At 69.5% G+C, this 16,517-nt stretch carries 18 protein-coding genes; 14 read left to right on the forward strand and 4 right to left on the reverse strand.

What is annotated here, in order from left to right; all coding sequences use genetic code 11:
• Nucleotides 1-155 precede the first annotated feature (155 nt).
• From ABTX78_RS33420 to ABTX78_RS33430, 3 genes are all read right to left on the reverse strand, one after another.
• Nucleotides 156-299 carry a hypothetical protein gene (locus ABTX78_RS33420; RefSeq protein WP_352210587.1) on the reverse strand — a complete coding sequence of 48 codons (144 nt, stop codon included), beginning with the start codon at nt 297-299 and terminating at the stop codon, nt 156-158.
• Nucleotides 242-637 (reverse strand): restriction endonuclease, encoded by a 396-nt coding sequence (locus ABTX78_RS33425; protein WP_352210585.1) that lies wholly within the window; start codon nt 635-637, stop codon nt 242-244. The genes ABTX78_RS33420 and ABTX78_RS33425 overlap by 58 nt, the downstream gene beginning before the upstream one ends.
• A 224-nt stretch (nt 638-861) precedes the next feature.
• Nucleotides 862-1,041 carry a hypothetical protein gene (locus tag ABTX78_RS33430; protein ID WP_352210537.1) on the reverse strand — a complete coding sequence of 60 codons (180 nt, stop codon included), beginning with the start codon at nt 1,039-1,041 and terminating at the stop codon, nt 862-864.
• Between the two features lie 510 nt (nt 1,042-1,551).
• Here ABTX78_RS33430 and ABTX78_RS33435 point away from each other — a divergent pair.
• Nucleotides 1,552-2,004 carry a hypothetical protein gene (locus ABTX78_RS33435; protein WP_352210538.1) on the forward strand — a complete coding sequence of 151 codons (453 nt, stop codon included), beginning with the start codon at nt 1,552-1,554 and terminating at the stop codon, nt 2,002-2,004.
• Nucleotides 2,005-2,040: 36 nt separating this feature from the next.
• Here the strand turns inward: ABTX78_RS33435 and ABTX78_RS33440 are convergent, their stop codons facing one another.
• On the reverse strand, nt 2,041-3,063 hold the full coding sequence (locus ABTX78_RS33440) for a NucA/NucB deoxyribonuclease domain-containing protein (RefSeq protein ID WP_352210539.1): 1,023 nt from the start codon (nt 3,061-3,063) through the stop codon (nt 2,041-2,043).
• Between the two features lie 36 nt (nt 3,064-3,099).
• Between ABTX78_RS33440 and ABTX78_RS33445 the strand changes: the two genes are divergently transcribed.
• The 13 genes from ABTX78_RS33445 to ABTX78_RS33505 all read left to right on the forward strand — a co-directional run bounded on the left by ABTX78_RS33445 (nt 3,100) and on the right by ABTX78_RS33505 (nt 15,899).
• Nucleotides 3,100-3,672 carry a lytic transglycosylase domain-containing protein gene (locus ABTX78_RS33445; protein ID WP_352210540.1) on the forward strand — a complete coding sequence of 191 codons (573 nt, stop codon included), beginning with the start codon at nt 3,100-3,102 and terminating at the stop codon, nt 3,670-3,672.
• Nucleotides 3,673-3,727: 55 nt separating this feature from the next.
• The gene (locus ABTX78_RS33450) at nt 3,728-4,789 is read left to right on the forward strand and encodes an RNA polymerase sigma factor (protein WP_352210541.1); all 1,062 of its coding nucleotides are present in this window, start codon (nt 3,728-3,730) and stop codon (nt 4,787-4,789) included.
• Between the two features lie 157 nt (nt 4,790-4,946).
• Nucleotides 4,947-5,906 (forward strand): ABC transporter ATP-binding protein, encoded by a 960-nt coding sequence (locus ABTX78_RS33455; protein ID WP_352210542.1) that lies wholly within the window; start codon nt 4,947-4,949, stop codon nt 5,904-5,906.
• Nucleotides 5,903-6,673 carry an MlaE family ABC transporter permease gene (locus ABTX78_RS33460; RefSeq protein ID WP_352210543.1) on the forward strand — a complete coding sequence of 257 codons (771 nt, stop codon included), beginning with the start codon at nt 5,903-5,905 and terminating at the stop codon, nt 6,671-6,673. Before ABTX78_RS33455 ends, ABTX78_RS33460 begins: the two co-directional genes overlap by 4 nt.
• Before the next feature lie 3 nt (nt 6,674-6,676).
• The gene (locus ABTX78_RS33465) at nt 6,677-7,495 is read left to right on the forward strand and encodes an MlaE family ABC transporter permease (protein ID WP_352210544.1); all 819 of its coding nucleotides are present in this window, start codon (nt 6,677-6,679) and stop codon (nt 7,493-7,495) included.
• A 6-nt stretch (nt 7,496-7,501) separates the two neighbouring features.
• Nucleotides 7,502-8,770, forward strand: a complete 1,269-nt coding sequence (locus ABTX78_RS33470) for an MCE family protein (RefSeq protein ID WP_352210545.1) — start codon at nt 7,502-7,504, stop codon at nt 8,768-8,770.
• Nucleotides 8,767-9,804, forward strand: coding sequence for an MCE family protein (locus tag ABTX78_RS33475; protein WP_352210546.1), 1,038 nt, complete (start codon nt 8,767-8,769; stop codon nt 9,802-9,804). The genes ABTX78_RS33470 and ABTX78_RS33475 overlap by 4 nt, the downstream gene beginning before the upstream one ends.
• Entirely contained in the window at nt 9,801-10,802 is a 1,002-nt protein-coding gene (locus ABTX78_RS33480) for an MCE family protein (RefSeq protein ID WP_352210547.1), read from the forward strand. The genes ABTX78_RS33475 and ABTX78_RS33480 overlap by 4 nt, the downstream gene beginning before the upstream one ends.
• Complete coding sequence (locus ABTX78_RS33485; protein ID WP_352210548.1) at nt 10,799-11,956, forward strand: MCE family protein; 1,158 nt, start codon at nt 10,799-10,801, stop codon at nt 11,954-11,956. Before ABTX78_RS33480 ends, ABTX78_RS33485 begins: the two co-directional genes overlap by 4 nt.
• Nucleotides 11,953-13,248 carry an MCE family protein gene (locus tag ABTX78_RS33490; RefSeq protein ID WP_352210549.1) on the forward strand — a complete coding sequence of 432 codons (1,296 nt, stop codon included), beginning with the start codon at nt 11,953-11,955 and terminating at the stop codon, nt 13,246-13,248. The genes ABTX78_RS33485 and ABTX78_RS33490 overlap by 4 nt, the downstream gene beginning before the upstream one ends.
• Complete coding sequence (locus ABTX78_RS33495; RefSeq protein ID WP_352210550.1) at nt 13,245-14,516, forward strand: MCE family protein; 1,272 nt, start codon at nt 13,245-13,247, stop codon at nt 14,514-14,516. The genes ABTX78_RS33490 and ABTX78_RS33495 overlap by 4 nt, the downstream gene beginning before the upstream one ends.
• Entirely contained in the window at nt 14,489-15,067 is a 579-nt protein-coding gene (locus ABTX78_RS33500) for an Rv1363c family protein (protein WP_352210551.1), read from the forward strand. The genes ABTX78_RS33495 and ABTX78_RS33500 overlap by 28 nt, the downstream gene beginning before the upstream one ends.
• Nucleotides 15,068-15,125: 58 nt before the next feature.
• The gene (locus ABTX78_RS33505) at nt 15,126-15,899 is read left to right on the forward strand and encodes an Rv1363c family protein (RefSeq protein ID WP_502994042.1); all 774 of its coding nucleotides are present in this window, start codon (nt 15,126-15,128) and stop codon (nt 15,897-15,899) included.
• Nucleotides 15,900-16,517: the final 618 nt, after the last annotated feature.

Below are 16,517 nucleotides of genomic sequence, written 5' to 3' on the forward strand. Positions count from 1 at the left end.
TTCCGATTCCAGCACGGACACAATCCGCTGGTAGTCCGGCGCAAGGACCGACGCCGCCATGCCCTCGGCCCGCTCTGGCACCACCGATCCCGCCACCGCGCTCCGCGCCAGCTCCGCGACCACGGAAGGCGACCCGGCCAGCACCTCGGCCACCGTTACACGGGCATCCACCAGCCGCTGAAGTCACATTCCGCCTCGCCGAGTGCGGCATGCACCTGCTCAGCCTCCTCCCGCAGCCGCGCTACCTCTTCCCGGACCTTCTTCTCCCGGGCCTCCAGCAGACCGAGAACCGACGGCATGAGCCACCTCCACCAGCGACGCGAGCGGACCAACCGCCCCATCTCTCCCGCCGCAGACCGGAGTTCATGCCCACCCAAGCCGAACCAAAAGACCACGTTCGGAAAGCGGATGGCTTCTGAGACCCGACCTTGCCGCCGACTTTGGTGTGCTTGGCCTGCACGACGATCCGTCCCAGCTGCGCGTTCTGCCCGATGACGTCGGCCGCTTGGTCGCCTTCCCGGCCGACCCTGCGGGCCGCCCAGCCGTCTCGGATGAGGAGATCTCGTAGGGCGATCTCAAACTCCTGGTCGTCCAGGGCGTCGATCTCCGCAAGCGTGATCCGCAAATCCGCGAGCATCGCGGCCTGGACTGTCCTGGCCCGGGCGGTGCTCAGTATCCGCCGGCCGCCGTAGACAAGGCTGAGGACCGCGGCTACGGCCAACACTGGCCAGGCCCGGATCGCTTCATTTCACGCCGCGACCATCATCTGGAACCCCAGCACCACACCCGCGAGGGCAACGACGCCCGCCGCACCATACTCGCCTTTTCCTCGAGGCCTGCGCCACCGCAGCCGCACCCGGATCATCCGCGGGCCGCCGGAGCGGATACCGACGGCTGCGGGGAAGCGGGCTCAGGCGTCTTTGCCTCGCCGTAGCCGAACACCTGCCCCCACAGCCAGACAGCGGCGACGATGGCCGCGATAGTCCAGCCGCTGAGCTTCTTGGCGCTCGGCTTCGGATTGCGCCAGATGTGACGGCGCACCGTGTGAAAACCCTCCGGTGGCATACGACTTCCCCTCCCTGTCGACGTGCCGCCCCATGCGGCTCGTCCCTGGGAATTGGTGTAGCAGCGCACTCTGACAGAAATCGGTGGACGATCTCTGAGGCCTTCGCGGATAGAGCGCAAACCGGCCGAACGCCATGCGCAGCCGGTTGCCTGGAGAGACGCGATACGGCTTCTGTTGCAGCGATGCTCACGGCACCCGAGCCGCGACCGCGCTCCGCGGCCCTCGAGTCCGCTGCTCCAGCTGCAGAAACGCTTGCACTCCCACCCGCTCGGAAGCGCAAGCCGCTATTGGCAAGAAGAAGTCAGTCCTGTTCAGCGCCACCGTTCTGCTGAGCCAGCAGGCCGACGTCTCTCAGGGCGAGCCGGGGTCCTTCGCAGTGCCGACCTCGGCCGACAAAGGGAGGCCAGCTGTGCGCGATTCTCACGAAACTCGCGTGGCGCAGAGCTCACTTCTCCTGGGCTGCTGTGCTGGCTACGGTGGCAGCCATGGAGTCACCTAGCACCTTCGGCGAGGACCTGTTTCCTGATCGCCAGCCCTGGGACGTTGCGTTCGACGAGCTCACCGTCTCGTACAGCCAGTTCTGGGTTCTCGGCGAAGGGGGTGACCGTGGTGATGTGGAGTCCGCCATCCCGCAGGGCGACGCCGTATCCGGTCACGGCACAGCGGCGGGCGTGCCGACACGGGCATCGCGGGCGCTGATCGGCGCTGCATTGTCGGTATGGGACGAGACTCCGCCCGATGGCGTCGGGACGTACCTCGGTACGTGCCGAATCGAGGTACCTGAGCGTGAACTGACGCTGGTCAATGTGGAGGGCCGCGAGCCCGGGCCGGTGCTGGTGCTGCCGGATGGCGGGGCCTACGCGGTCAAAGTGTGGCGACGGTCCGGCGACGAGCCGGAGCAGTATGACATCCGGGTGTGGCCGAGCCCCGGCCGGTGACACCGACCGGGGCTCCAGGCTAGGAGAATCGAGGTCCTAGAGGATGGTCACGTAGAACCTGTCGCGGTGCAGGATGCGGTCATTGGAGTACCAGTTTCCCAGCAGTGCGCCGGCCGACCGGTTCTGTGATGCGTTCATGTACTTCACGGAGAAGTTCTTGTCTCCCCGTCCGGCGCCTTCCCACGTCGAGCCGAAGGGGTACTCGTCGCAGTCCAGTCCGGTGGAGGGGTTGGGACGGATCGGGGCGCAGGCGGTGTTCTTCGCCGATTCGTTCTTCGCACGCTGGGCTTTGGCGGCGGCGTCCCACTCTTCGTAGAGCCGGCTCAGTGTCTTCTTGCTGGCGATGGATCCGGGGATGGCCTTGCCCGGCACCTTCGGGTCGGTGGCTCCCGGGTTGGTCTGTGCGGTGTAGATGTGCTTGCCGACGTCGCCGTTGTTGGGGTTGGTCCGGCTGTACGTCATGACCGGCACGACGCGGTCGAACACGGCTTGTCCGACAGGGCCGCTGAGGTAGCTGGCTGAGTCGATTCTGATGCCGGTCTGCATGACCGTTACCCAGTTCCCGGTGCTGTTCTTGACCGAGGTCGCCACTCCGCACCGGGAGAGATGGTCTCGCCCGTAGCCGTCGGCCTTGTTCTGGGTGACCCAGTGGAGTGCGGTGCGGCTGGTGTCTTTCCATTCGGACAGCTTGGTCGGGTTGATTGCGTTGTCGTCGACCTCGCACGGCTTGTTGCTGCCGTCGGAGCCGGTGTATCCGCTCGCGCCGACGCCAACGGCGAGGAAGCCGTCGGTGACGGCACCTGTGAGGGCGAAGTTGTCCAGGCTGGTGGTGAAGTACGCGGCGCGGTCATCCGTGGGGGCGACGCCGCCTCGCTCGCGCGCAGCGCTCCGGGCTGCGGCCTGCGGCTGCAACTGCTCGCCGCGATCGGCCAGGTGGAGTCCGGGCAGGCGCGCGGCGGGCGTGTCCTGCCCGACGGCACCTCGCTCTCGCCGATCCTCGGCCCGCGGCTGGATGGCAACGGCTTCGCGCTGATCAGGGACAGCGACGGCGGGGCGCACGACGGGGACACGGTGTACGACCGTGCCGTGGGGCCCATGCAGTTCATCCCCTCCACCTGGGCGCACTGGGGCGCCGACGGCAACCGCGACGGCCGTGCCGACCCGGGCAACATCTTCGACGCGGCGCTCGCGGCCGGGCGGTACCTGTGTGCGGGAGGGCGGGACCTGTCGGGGAGGGCGGGCCTGGAGCGCGCTATCCTCGGCTACAACCACTCCGTGGCCTATCTGCGGACGGTGCTGGCCTGGTACGCGTACTACCTCGGCGGCCACCGGGTGGTGCCGGACGACCGCGGCCCGTCCGCCGGGCCCGCCCCGTCCCTCCCGGCCGCTCCGGAGCCGCGGCGCCGGCCGCACCCCGAGGCGGGCCCGTCGCCCACGGCGGCACCGGCCGCGACCCGGCCGACCGACCGGCCCTCCTCCTCGCCCTCTTCGCGCCCGAGCAGCACCGCGCCGGCCAACAGCCATGAACCGGCGCAGCCGTTGCTGCCGCTCCCGGACGTGCAGCCGTCCGGCGACGGCCTGCTACCAGGCGGCTCCGGCGGGCTTACCAGCAACGGAACGGACTCCATGGACGCACGCCCCTCCACAATCCCGGATACCGGGCGGTAATGTCGCCACCCGCCGGGGCAGGGACGCGACCGGCGGTGTGAGCGAAGGGGACCTCATGGCCACCGACATGCAGCCTGCCCAGCCCGACGGTCCGGGCAGGGAGTCCCAGGAACGCTGGCAGCGTGCCTGGGGCCACCGCGAGGACCTGCTCAAGGTGGCCCGCCGCCGGTCGGTGAGTGTCGAGGACGCCGAGGACGCCGTGCACGAGGCGATGCTGCGAGCCGCGGAGCACCCGGAGCTCGACGACGAACGGCTGGGCGCCTGGCTGACGACGGTGACGATGCGGCTGTGCGTGGACCGCCACCGCCAGGTCCACCGGGAGGATCAGGTACGCAGCAGCCCGAGGCTGCACCCCCCGGGCCCGGTCCCCGTCGAGGAGGCGGTCTGCGACCGGGCGGAGGCGAACTGGCTCGCCGTACGCAGCTCGGAACTGCCCGCCCGGCAGGCCGAGGCCCTCTGGCTGAAGGCGGAGGACCTGGACGTCGGGCAGGTCGCCACGAAGATGGGCCTGAGCTACCGCACCGTCGAGTCCCTGCTGGCGCGCGCCCGCCGCACCCTGCGCAACTCTCTGGCGGCGACGCTCGGACTGGCGCTGTGGCTGTGCGGCCGGGGCAGGCCCCGCAGCGGGGGCAACGCCCAGGCCGTGGCGCTCGCCTCGACGGCGGTGACGCTCGCGGTCGCCGGCCTGGTCCTGCCGTACGTCCAAGACGGCGACACCCCCCGGCCGAGCCCCGCGCCGCCGGCGGTCACGGAGGCGGCCGTGTCCGGGGCACCGGAACCCGGCCGTACGGGTGCGCCGGGGAACGCCGCCCCGTCGGCCGCCCCGACCCAGGACGCGCCGGGCGGTGACCGCCCGGCCGGAGAGCGGGACCTGCCGCTGCCGGAACTCCCCGGCGTGCCGCTGCCGGCGCTGCCCCTGTCCACACCTCCCGTGTCCCGGCTGCCCGTCGTCCCGGGCGACGTCGTGTCCTCGCTGCCGCCCCTCCCCTCGGTCTCGCTGCCAACGGCGTCGCTGCCCTCCCCGCGGGTGTCCGCCCCAAAGCCGCTGCCCGCACCGGACACGTCGCTGCCCGCTCTCCCGCAGTCCCCGACCGTGCCGCCCCTGCCGGCGCCGTAGCCGCACCGGGCGGCGCCCCCAGGTCAGAGCGCCGCGGCGTTGCCTCTTCAAGGCCACTTCAAGGCCACGCGAAAAAACTTTCGTCTGTCGCGACGGACGCCCCTCGCCTCCCCGTAGAGCAGTTGTCGGACCGCTCCACGGCTGAAGGGTGTACCGGATGGGTGTCGAGATCTGCGTGGAAGGGCTCACCAAGTCCTTCGGGCGCCAGGTCATCTGGCAGGACGTCTCCCTGACGCTGCCCGCCGGGGAGGTCTCCGTCATGCTGGGGCCCTCCGGGACCGGCAAGTCCGTGTTCCTGAAGACTCTCGTGGGACTGCTGCGGCCCGAGCGCGGGTCGATCCGGATAGCCGGGCAGGACATCACGACGCTGCGCGAGCACGAGCTCTACGAGGTGCGCAAGCTGTTCGGCGTGCTGTTCCAGGACGGCGCGCTGTTCGGTTCGATGAACCTCTACGACAACATCGCCTTCCCGCTGCGCGAGCACACCCGCAAGGCGGAGGGCGAGATCCGCCGGATCGTTCTCGAGAAGATGGACATGGTCGGTCTGATCGGCGCCGAGGACAAACTGCCCGGCGAGATATCCGGCGGTATGCGCAAGCGGGCCGGACTGGCGCGGGCCCTGGTGCTCGACCCGGAGATCATTCTGTTCGACGAGCCGGACTCGGGTCTCGATCCGGTGCGTGTGGCGTATCTCAACCAGCTGATCGTCGATCTCAACGCGCAGATCGACGCCACGTTCCTCATCGTCACCCACGACATCGCCTCCGCCCGCCAGGTCCCGGACAACATCGGGCTGCTGTTCCGCCGCGAGTTGGTGATGTTCGGCCCGCGGGAGCAGTTGCTGACCAGCGAAGAGCCAGTGGTGCGGCAGTTCCTCAACGGACGGATGCAGGGGCCGATCGGCATGGCGGAGGAAAAGGACGCCGCCCAGGTCGAGCAGGAGCTCGCACAGCTCGATGAGTCGGCGGACGCCGCCGTACCGGGCGTCCTCGAGCTGACACCGCGCCTGCTGCCGACCGAGGGCATCGAACGGCCGCCCCGCTGGGCGGAGATCGCGGACCGCGAGGCGCTGCGACGGTTGCGCGCGTCGGTGCGCGGAGGGGCGGGCGACGCATGAGCCTGTCGCCCGTCGGGGCGCTGCGGCAGTCCGGCACCCTGTTCGCCATGGCGTTGGACGTGCTGCGCACCATCCCCAAGCGGCCCTTCCAGGTCAGGGAGTTCATCCAGCAGGCATGGTTCGTCGCCAGTGTGACGATCCTGCCGACTGCGCTGGTGTCGATCCCGTTCGGAGCGGTGATCGCGTTGCAGATCGGCTCTCTGACGAGGCAACTGGGCGCGCAGTCGTTCTCGGGCGCGGCCTCGGTCCTCGCCGTGCTGCGGGAGGCATCGCCGATCGTGACCGCGCTGCTGATCGCCGGGGCGGGCGGCACGGCGATCTGCGCGGATCTCGGAGCGCGGAAGATCCGCGAGGAGATCGACGCGATGCAGGTTCTGGGCATCGACCCGATCCACCGGCTGGTCGTCCCGCGGGTGCTGGCCACCATGCTGGTGGCGGTGCTGCTCAACGGCCTCGTCTCGGTGGTCGGGGTGGCTGGCGGCTACTTCTTCAACGTGGTGCTGCAAAACGGCACCCCGGGCGCCTATCTCGCCTCGTTCACCACACTCGCCCAGCTCTCCGACCTGTGGGCGGCCGAACTGAAAGCCCTGGTCTTCGGGGCGATCGCGGCAATCGTCGCCTCGTACAAGGGGCTGACCGCGAAGGGCGGCCCGAAAGGGGTCGGCGACGCGGTGAACCAATCGGTGGTCATCACCTTCATGTTGCTGTTCGTGACGAACTTCGTGATGACCGCCGTGTACTTCCAGATCGTTCCGCAGAGGGGCTGAGCGATGCCGCTGATGAATCGTGTGCTGCCGCCGCAGCTCGAAGAGCTGGGCAGGCAGCTGGTCTTCTACGGCCGTTCACTGGCCTGGACCGGCCGGACGCTGCGCCGCTACAAGAAGGAAATCCTGCGGCTGCTCGCGGAGGTGAGCTTCGGGCGCGGCGCGCTCGCCGTCGTCGGCGGGACCGTCGGGGTGATCGCGTTCCTGTCGTTCTTCACCGGCACCGAGGTCGGCCTCCAGGGCTACGCGGCGCTCAACCAGCTCGGCACGTCGAACTTCGTGGCATTCCTCTCCGCATACTTCAACACCCGGGAGATCGCACCGCTCGTGGCGGGCCTTGCGCTGTCCGCGAGGGTCGGCGCCGGGTTCACCGCGCAGCTGGGCGCCATGCGGATCAGCGAGGAGACCGACGCGCTCGAGGTGATGGGCGTCCCCTCGCTGCCGTTCCTGGTGACGACGCGGATGATCGCCGGTTTCGTCGCGGTGATCCCGCTGTACGTGGTGGGGCTGCTGTCCTCGTACTTCGCGGCCCGCACGATCACCACCGGCTACTACGGGCAGTCGGCCGGCACCTACGACCACTACTTCGAGCAGTACCTGCCGCCGGTCGACGTCCTGTGGTCCTTCGGCAAGGTGATCGTCTTCGCCGTCGTGATCATCCTGGTGCACTGCTACTACGGCTACTACGCCAGCGGCGGCCCCGCCGGTGTCGGGGTCGCCGTGGGCCGCGCCGTGCGCACGTCGATCGTGGCGATCAACATTCTCGACTTCTTCCTCAGCCTGGCGATCTGGGGCGCCAACACGACCGTACGGATAGCGGGGTAGGGGCCGATGAGCAGAGACGGAAGCGCCGCGGCGCACGCCGGCCGGCTGCGGCTGTACGGGCTGGTGTTCCTCGCCGTCATCGCGCTGCTGCTGTCGCTGTCGGTGGCCACGTACCAGCAGGTGTTCACGTCGGTCGTGCGCGTCACGCTGGAGGCGGACACACTGGGCAACCAGCTCGACCCGCGGGCCGACGTCAAGCTGCGCGGACTGCTCGTCGGCGAGGTGCGCGAGGTGCGGGCCGACGGGGAGAAGGCGACGCTCGACATCGCCCTGAAGCCGGAGCATGTGGCGCGCATCCCGGCCGATGTGCACGCCCGGCTGCTGCCGAAGACGCTGTTCGGCGAGAAGTTCGTCGACCTGGTGGTGCCCGGCGGCTCCTCGGGCCGGCACATCCGGGCCGGGGACGTCATCACCCAGGACCGCACCCGGGCCGGCATCGAGGTGCAGCACCTGATGAACGACCTGCTGCCGCTGCTGCGCACGGTGCGGCCCGCCGATCTCAACGCCACGCTGCACGCGTTCTCCACCGCGTTGGAGGGACGTGGCGACCGCATCGGCGACAACCTCGTACGGCTGGAGCGCTATCTGCGTGAGCTCAACCCCCATATGCCCTCCCTTCAGGAGGACATCTCCCGCTTCGCCGATGTCGCCGAGGTCTACGGCGACGCGGCACCGGACCTGATGAACATCCTGCGCAACTCGGTCACCACGAGCCGCACCATCGTGGAGAAGCGCGAGCAGCTGGCCGCCGCCCTGACGGGAACGGCGAAGGTCGCCGGCACGGCGGAGAAGTTCTTCGACGACAACGGCGAGCGGCTGATCACCCTGGGCCGTGTCTCCCGCCCGACCCTCGACCTGTTCGCCCGCTATTCGCCCGAGTACCCCTGCCTGCTGGAAGGCCTCGAGCGCCAGAGCAGGGAGTCCGAGAAGGCGTTCGCGGGCGGCGAGATGCGCATCACCCTCGAATTCGTCCACCCGCGACCCGCGTACCGACCCGGTGAGGAACCGCGCTATGCCGAGCGCTCCGGCCCGAACTGCAGAGGCATCCCCGGCCCTTCCGTGCCGGCGGGACACACCAAGCTCGACGACGGTACGAAGGATGTCGTTGCCGGCGGCCCGCCCGGAGCCGGCCCGGTCTCCGCGACGGTTGCCGAGCAGCGGGCCGTGGGCTCGCTGGTCGCACCGGTCCTCGGAGTGCCCGCCGACCGGGTTCCCGCGGTGGCGACGCTGCTGTTCGGACCCATGGCACGCGGGACGGCGGTGAGTGTGGCATGAAGGCGTCCCGAGCCACCGCGACCGCGGCACCGCTGGTGAAGTTCCTTCTCTTCGCCGCGGTGACGATCCTGGCGACGACACTGCTCGCCGCGACGATCGTCAACATCTCCTTCGCCCCGGAGCACAGCTACCGTGCGGTGTTCAGCGATGTCACCAGCCTGGAGGAGGGCGACGACATCCGCGTCGCGGGAGTGCGCGTCGGCGAGGTCGAAGCCATCCGCATCAAGGACCGCACGCTGGCCGAGGTGACGTTCACCGTCACCCGCGACCGGCCGCTGCTGACCAGCACAGGAGCGGTCATCCGCTACCGGAGCCTGGTCGGTCAGCGTTACGTCGCCCTGACCGAGGGCGCGGGCGACGGCACCCGGCTGAAGCCCGGCGCCACGATCCCGCTGGCCCGGACCCAGCCGGCGCTCGACCTGAACGCGCTGCTCGGCGGCTTCAAGCCACTGTTCGCCGCCCTCAGCCCCAAGGACGTCAACCAGCTCGCCACCGAGATCATCAAGACGTTGCAGGGCGAGGGCGGCACGGTCAACAGCCTGCTCGCGCACACCGCGTCCCTGACCACGACCCTCGCCGACCGGGACGAGCTGATCGGGTCGGTGATCGACAACCTCAACACCACGCTGCAGACCCTCGACAAGCGCGGCGCCCGCTTCTCCCAACTGCTCAAACAGCTCCAGCGGCTGATCTCCGGCCTGTCCGCCGACCGCAAGCCGATCGGCTCCTCGCTGGAGAACATCGGCGCGCTGACCGAGGCGACCTCCGGTCTGCTCGAAGACGCCCGGCCGCCGTTGAAGGGCGACATCGCGGAGCTGAGGGACCTGACCAAGACGCTGAACAACAACGAGAAGACCGTGGAGGGCGTGCTGAAGCGGCTGCCGAACAAGCTCGACAAGCTGACGGGGACCGCCTCGTACGGTTCCTGGTTCAACTTCTACCTCTGTGACTTCGACGGCCGGATCGTCCTGCCGAAGACCCGAGAGGTGATCACTCCGGAGCTGCACGTGGCACGGGCGAGGTGCGGCGGATGAAGATACGTCTCCTTCCCCGCACACCCTTCCGGGACCGCAACCCGGTCGTGATCGGCGCGGTCGGCATCACCACGCTCGCCCTGCTGACGACCGCCGCGTTCAACGCGGACAGCCTGCCGGTAATCGGCAACGGCGATACATACACCGCCGCGTTCTCGGAGGCCGGCGGGCTCAAGCCGGGCGACGAGGTGCGCATCGCCGGGGTCAAGGTCGGCAAGGTCGACGAGGTCGACCTCGACCGCGACCATGTGAAGGTCACCTTCAAGATCAAGGGCGAGCCGAAGTTCGGCACCAGGACCGGCGCGGCCATCCGGATCAAGACGATCCTGGGCGCGAAGTACCTGGCCCTCCAGCCGAAGGGGTCCGGACAGCTGCGGCCCGGCAGCGAGATCCCGCTGGAGCGCACCACCCCGGCGTACGACGTCGTCCAGGCCTTCAGCGATCTGACGACCACCAGCGAAAAGGTCGACACGGAGCAGTTGGCCAAGGCCCTGGACACCATCTCGACGACCTTCGAGGACTCACCGGCGGAAGTACGCGCCTCCATCAAGGGCCTGTCGAAGATCTCGAAGACGGTGGCCTCGCGTGACGAGGACCTCCGCGAACTGCTCAAGCACGCCAACTCGGTCACCAGGATCCTCTCCGAGCGCTCCGGTGAATTCACCACCCTCGTCAAGGACGGCGACGCGCTGTTCAAGGAGATCACACGGCGCAGGGCGGCGATCCACGCGCTGCTCAAGAGCTCGGCCGCACTCGGCATCCAGCTCTCCGGCCTGGTCGAGGACAACGAGAAGGAGATCGGCCCGGCACTGAGAGGGCTGAACCAGGTGGTGCGGATGCTGGAGCGCAATCAGGCGAGCCTCGACCGCAGCGTCGCGCTGCTCGCCCCCTATGTGCGGGTCTTCACCAACACCCTCGGCAACGGCCGCTGGTTCGACAGCTACATCCAGAACATGGTCGCCGCTCCGGTAATTCCCCGGACAGGAGGCTCACGATGAAGGGCCGCATCCGCTTCGATCCGCAAGGCCGTACGGCCCGGCTGACGGCCGTCGCCGCCGTCGCGGCGCTGCTGGTCTGCGCCGCGGTTGTGCTGTGGCCACGCGAGGAACCGGTCCGCGTCACCGCGTACTTCCCGCGCACCGTGGGCATCTACCCGGGCTCCGACGTGCGGGTGCTCGGCGTACGCGTCGGCGAGGTCACCGAGATCGCCCCGGAGGGCGGCCGGGTGCGCGTGGAGCTCGAGTACGAGCCCGGGCGCAAGATCCCCGCCGGCGCCCAGGCCGCCATCATCAACTCCTCGGTGGTCAGCGACCGTTACGTACAGATGTTGCCGGTGTACCGGGGCGGGCCCGTGATGCGCGACGGCGCGGTGATCCCTCAGAGCCGCACGGCCGTGCCGGTGGAGCTGGACCGGGTCTTCGACAGCCTGCACACGACGGCCGAGGCGCTCGGTCCGAAGGGCGCCAACAAGGACGGCTCGCTCTCGCGGCTGCTGGGGGTGAGCGCCGCCAATCTCGACGGCCAGGGCGAACAGATGCACCGGACGGTGGAAGACCTGTCCCTCGCGGTCACCACGTTGTCCGACGGCCGGGACGACCTGTTCGGCACCGTACGCAATCTTCAGGTGTTCACCGCGGCGCTCGCCGCCGACGACAAGAGCGTGCGGTCGTTCAACGACAGTCTCGCCGCGGTCGCCGACCAACTCGCCGGGGAGCGCAAGGACCTCGCGGCGGCCCTCAAGCATCTGGGAGTGGCGCTCGGCGACATCTCGCAGTTCGTGAAGAACAACAAGACGGCGCTGACCGAGGACGTGAAGGGACTCAGCAAGGTCACCAAGGTGCTGGTCACCCAGCGGGCGGCGCTGGCGGAACTGCTGGAAGTCGCGCCCACCGGCCTCTCCAACCTCCAGAACGCCTACAACCCCTCCTCCGGCACCCTCGACACCCGCAACAACCCCGACCATCCGCAGGACCCGGCGGCACTGCTGTGCTCGCTGCTGAAGACCACCGGTGACGCAGGGGGCAAGAACCCCGACTGCGCGGAGCTGCAGAAGCTGTTCGACTCGCTGCCCGAAGTGCCGCACGCAGGCGCGGTGCCGGGCACCGGCCAGGTCGACCGGACGCTCGGCGGAATACTGGAGGCACGCGCATGAGCGCACACCGCAGGCACCGGGCCGTGGCCCTGGCCACCGCCATGGGCTCCGTGCTGCTCACCGGCTGCGACTTCAACGGCCTGTACGACGTGAGCCTGCCCGGTGGCGCGGCCGCCGACGGCAACGCCTACCACGTAACCGCCGACTTCAGGGACGTCCTCGACCTGGTCCCGCAATCGGCGGTGAAGGTCAACAACGTCACCGTGGGCGCGGTCGAAAAGGTGGAACTGGTCGGCTGGCACGCCCGGGTACGCCTGCGCATCGCGGACGACGTGAAGCTGCCCGGCAACGCCGTCGCCGAACTGCGGCAGACCAGCATGCTCGGTGAGAAGTACGTGGCCCTCTCCCCACCGGTCGGCAACGAAGCCAGGGGGCGGCTCACCGACGGCGCACGCATCCCGCTGTCGCGCACCGGACGCAACCCGGAGATCGAAGAGGTGCTCTCCGCCCTCTCCGCGCTGCTGAACGGCGGCGGTGTGGCGCAGCTCAAGACGATCACCGTGGAGCTGAACAAGGCGCTGGAGGGCAGGGAAAACCGGGTCAAGGACCTGCTCGGCGAACTGGACACGTTCATCGGAGGCCTCGACAAGCAGCGCAAGGAGATCGTCCGGGCGCTCAAGGGCATCGACCGGCTGGCGAAGCGGCTGGCCACCGAGAAGAAGACGATCGCGCAGGCCGTGGACACGGTGCCCGGCGCGCTGAAGGTCCTGGCCGACCAACGCCGCAACCTGACAGCGATGCTGACCTCGCTCTCGGATCTCGGGAAGACGGGCACCAAGGTGATCAACACCTCCCGCGCGGACACGGTGGCCAACCTCAAGAGCCTGCAACCGATCCTGCAACAGCTGAACAAGGCCGGCAGCGATCTCCCCAACTCGCTGGGGCTCCTGACGACCTATCCGTTCCCCAGGAACGTGACCGGCGCCATCAAAGGCGACTACGTCAACCTCAAGATCACCGCGGATCTGGACCTCGCGAGCGTCTACGGCAACCTCGCGGAGCAACCGCCCGGACCCGGCGGCCCGGAGGAACCCGAGCTGCCGGAGGTTCCCGACACGCCCGACCTGCCCGAGGTGCCCGACCTGCCGAAAGCGCCTCTGCCGACCGCGCCCCCGGAGATTCCCGGCGCACCGACGCCGAGCGCTCCCCCGCCCCCCGGCGGCAACGGACCGCTGTGTCCGCCGGTGTGCACCGGCAGCCAGGTCGCCCACGGGGACGGCGCCGGACGCCGGCTGCCCGCGGGGATCGACCTGGCACTGGCCGAACTGATGCTGAAGGGGATGCAGCCGTGATCACACGTACGGTCAGGGCCCAGCTGATCGCCTTCGCCGCGGTCACCGCGGTGGGGTGCTCGTACGTCGGCGCCCGCTACACCGGCCTGATGGACATCCTGCTGGACCGCGGATACACAGTGCGGGCCGACTTCGCCGACTCCGGCGGCATCTTCCAGGGCGCCGAGGTCACCTACCGGGGCGTTCCGGTGGGCCGGGTCGGTGAGCTCCGGCTCGACGGCACGGACGGCGTCTCCGTCGCGCTGGACATCGAGGACGGGACCCGGATACCGGCGGACACCCTGGCCGTGGTGGCGAACCGTTCCGCGGTCGGCGAGCAGTACGTCGACCTCCAGCCGCGCCACCCCGGCGGCCCGTACCTGGACGAGGGCAGCAAGATCCCGCGCTCCGACACCAGGGTCCCACTGCCCACGACGGCGCTCGTCCTCAGTCTGGACCGGCTGGTCAACTCGGTCGGCAAGGACGATCTGCGGGTCACGGTCGACGAACTCGGCAAGGCGTTCGCCGGCACGGGGCCGCATCTGAGCAGGCTGGTGGACTCCGGGAACCTGCTGATCGAGTCCGCCTCGAAGAACCTTCCCGAGACGACCTCGCTCATCGAGGACTCGCGGGTGGTGCTGAAAACCCAGAGCGACAAGGGGTCGGCGATCAAGTCCTTCTCCCGCGACCTCGCCGCGCTGACCGCGGAACTGAAGGCACGCGACGGCGATCTGAGGCGGCTGGTCGGCAACACCGCCCCGGCGGCGCAGGAGGTCGACTCGCTGCTGAAGTCCAACGAGACCCATCTGCCGGTGCTGCTCTCCAACCTGATCAGCGGCGGTCAGGTCACCGTGGCGCGCCTGCCCGGTGTGGAGCAGGCGCTGGTGACGTTCCCGGTGATCGTCGCCGGCAGCTACACCGTGATCCCGGGCGACGGCACCACCCACTTCGGCATGGTCGTGAACGCCGACGACCCGCCGCCGTGCCGCCAGGGTTACGGCACCCAGCGGCGCGACCCGGCGGACACCTCGCAGCGACCCGCCAACCGTGAGGCGCGCTGCACCGAGCCGCGTGGCAGCGGTACCTCCGTGCGCGGCGCCCAGAACGCGCCGGGCCCCTCGAGGCCCGGCGGCGCACGGCAGGCGGCACACGTCACCCCCTACGACCCGGAGACCGGCACCCTCGCCGGGCCGGGCGGCACGCTCCTCGAGATCGGCTCGACGGGCGGAGAACAGAGCACGTTCGGAAAGGACTCGTGGCAATGGCTGCTCGTGGGACCGATGGCATGAGCGCGGGCGGTGTCCTCTCGCGCACGCTGATTCCGCTGCGGCGGCCCGGCGGCAGGCTCGCCACCGCGGCGGGGCGCGGCAGGGCGACGGCGGTGACGCTGGCCGTGGCGACCGTCGCCGTGACGGCGCTCAGCGGCTGGCTGTGTCTCCAGGTGTACGACCAGCGGGCGGAGGTCCGCCGACACCAGGACATCCTGGCCGCCGCCCGCCAGTCCGCGCTGAACTTCACCTCGCTGGACTACCGGCACTACGCCCGTGACAGCGCCAACGTGATGAAGGGCGCGACCGGCGACTTCAAGGAACAGTTCACCGCGCAGACCGGCGAGTTGACCAAGCTGGTCGCCACCAACAGGTCCGTCTCCGAGGGCCAGGTGCTCGAGGCGGGGATAGCGCGGGCCGACGAGCGCTCGGCACGAGTGCTGGTCGTCGCCGACAGCAAGGTGACGAACAAGGCCGCGCCGGAAGGGCAGTCCCGTACCTACCGGCTGCAACTCGACCTCGTGCTCGAGAAGGGCCGCTGGCTGACGTCCGATGTCGAATTCGTCGGCTGACCCGGCGGGCGGCACACCCGAGCGCACACCCGTACCAGCAGCAGTGAGGAGCAAGACCGTGGCGAACCCGACCACCCGGGGCCGTGGCTCCACCTCTCCCGGCCGTCGCGCCATGTCAGCGGCAGCGCGTGCGGCCGCCAAACGATCGGACCGCCTCCGGCCGGGCACAGGCGGTACCACCGTGGTCGATACGCCGCGCACCCCGGTTCCCCGCCGGCTCGAGGCCCCCGACGACGCGTCGCAGGCCCGCCGGGACGAGAACCAGCATGTGGGACCGGTCATACTGGCCGAGGAGGCCGCAGCGCTCCGTCCGGAGCGCCGCCGGCGCCGGCGACGGGCGCGGCTGTGCGGCCTGCTCGCCGTCCTGTTGGTCCTCGGGCTGACCGCCGCGGGCGTGCTGGGGTGGGAGTACGCCGAGGGGCGGCGTACCGACGCGGCCCGGACCGAGGCGGTCGCGGCGGCGAGGAAGGCGGCGCCGGTGGTGCTGTCGTACGACCACCGCAGGCTGGAGGCGAACTTCGCCGCGGCGCGCGCCCATCTGACCGGCGCCTTCGCGGAGGAGTACGACAGGACCACGAGCAAGGTGGTGGGGCCCACCGCGAAGAAGTACCGCGGGGTCGTCAAGGCGAGCGTGGTCGCACCCCCGGACGGCGGCGCGCCCGCCGCTTCGGTGGTCTCCATCTCCCCCGACAGAGCCGTGGTGCTGCTGTTCGTCAACCAGGTCACCACCAGTACACAGGTCACCGGTTCACGGGTCGATCTGAACCGGGTCCGGATGACGATGACCCATACGTCCGGCGGCTGGAAGGTGAGTGCCGTCGACGCGCTCTGAGGACCGCCCCGACGCGGGGGCCTGAAGAACATCGGCAGCGCCACGCTGAACTTCCTCGACTCCGATCCGGAACTTCCCCCGCTCGGCACCGCCACCTTCGACATCCAGCAGCGGATGCCCCCTCAGGTAGGTGGCGCTGCCAGTCCAACTTCAGTGGCGAACCGTCAGGACGAGAGGTCGGCTCGTCCCGCGTCAACGCGGCCGCCGGCGCCCAGACTCCGCCGTGACGTCGGGGGCGGCGTCTCGCACGTCCCGAGCACTCCGCGGGCGCGCATCTCTTCCAAATTGGAAAGGCTGCCCCCCGGCAGGGAGCCGAGAAGGTCGGTCTGGGCGGCGCGGATGCTCTGTCCTCATCGCTCACCACGACGGTCTTCAACCAACGCAGCATGAGGCGGTTTGAAATCACCCCCGCAGGGCGACTTCGAAGGGCCACAAACCTTCATCATCCACACAGCACCACTCTTGGAAGCTGATCTACAACCAACTCCCCTTCGCGTTCAGGACACAACCCACAGTGAAATAGGGCACATCCCACCCGTCGAATACGAGACCAACTACTACCGCGCAACCCCGAAACCCCCGGTCACAACAACAATCTGGAGTCTCTACCGAATCCGG

It is taken from the genome of Streptomyces sp. NPDC096193 (assembly GCF_040302905.1).
Lineage (GTDB): Bacteria > Actinomycetota > Actinomycetes > Streptomycetales > Streptomycetaceae > Streptomyces.

Bases quoted from the DNA above. Each gene is read 5' to 3' on its own strand.
- ABTX78_RS33500 (WP_352210551.1), top strand. From the start codon at position 14,489: ATGGCTGCTCGTGGGACCGATGGCATGAGCGCGGGCGGTGTCCTCTCG.
- ABTX78_RS33425 (WP_352210585.1), bottom strand. From the start codon at position 637: ATGCTCGCGGATTTGCGGATCACGCTTGCGGAGATCGACGCCCTGGAC.
- ABTX78_RS33490 (WP_352210549.1), top strand. From the start codon at position 11,953: ATGAGCGCACACCGCAGGCACCGGGCCGTGGCCCTGGCCACCGCCATG.
- ABTX78_RS33475 (WP_352210546.1), top strand. From the start codon at position 8,767: ATGAAGGCGTCCCGAGCCACCGCGACCGCGGCACCGCTGGTGAAGTTC.
- ABTX78_RS33470 (WP_352210545.1), top strand. From the start codon at position 7,502: ATGAGCAGAGACGGAAGCGCCGCGGCGCACGCCGGCCGGCTGCGGCTG.
- ABTX78_RS33435 (WP_352210538.1), top strand. From the start codon at position 1,552: ATGGAGTCACCTAGCACCTTCGGCGAGGACCTGTTTCCTGATCGCCAG.
- ABTX78_RS33465 (WP_352210544.1), top strand. From the start codon at position 6,677: ATGCCGCTGATGAATCGTGTGCTGCCGCCGCAGCTCGAAGAGCTGGGC.
- ABTX78_RS33450 (WP_352210541.1), top strand. From the start codon at position 3,728: ATGGCCACCGACATGCAGCCTGCCCAGCCCGACGGTCCGGGCAGGGAG.
- ABTX78_RS33455 (WP_352210542.1), top strand. From the start codon at position 4,947: ATGGGTGTCGAGATCTGCGTGGAAGGGCTCACCAAGTCCTTCGGGCGC.
- ABTX78_RS33480 (WP_352210547.1), top strand. From the start codon at position 9,801: ATGAAGATACGTCTCCTTCCCCGCACACCCTTCCGGGACCGCAACCCG.
- ABTX78_RS33420 (WP_352210587.1), bottom strand. From the start codon at position 299: ATGCCGTCGGTTCTCGGTCTGCTGGAGGCCCGGGAGAAGAAGGTCCGG.
- ABTX78_RS33460 (WP_352210543.1), top strand. From the start codon at position 5,903: ATGAGCCTGTCGCCCGTCGGGGCGCTGCGGCAGTCCGGCACCCTGTTC.
- ABTX78_RS33445 (WP_352210540.1), top strand. From the start codon at position 3,100: ATGCAGTTCATCCCCTCCACCTGGGCGCACTGGGGCGCCGACGGCAAC.
- ABTX78_RS33485 (WP_352210548.1), top strand. From the start codon at position 10,799: ATGAAGGGCCGCATCCGCTTCGATCCGCAAGGCCGTACGGCCCGGCTG.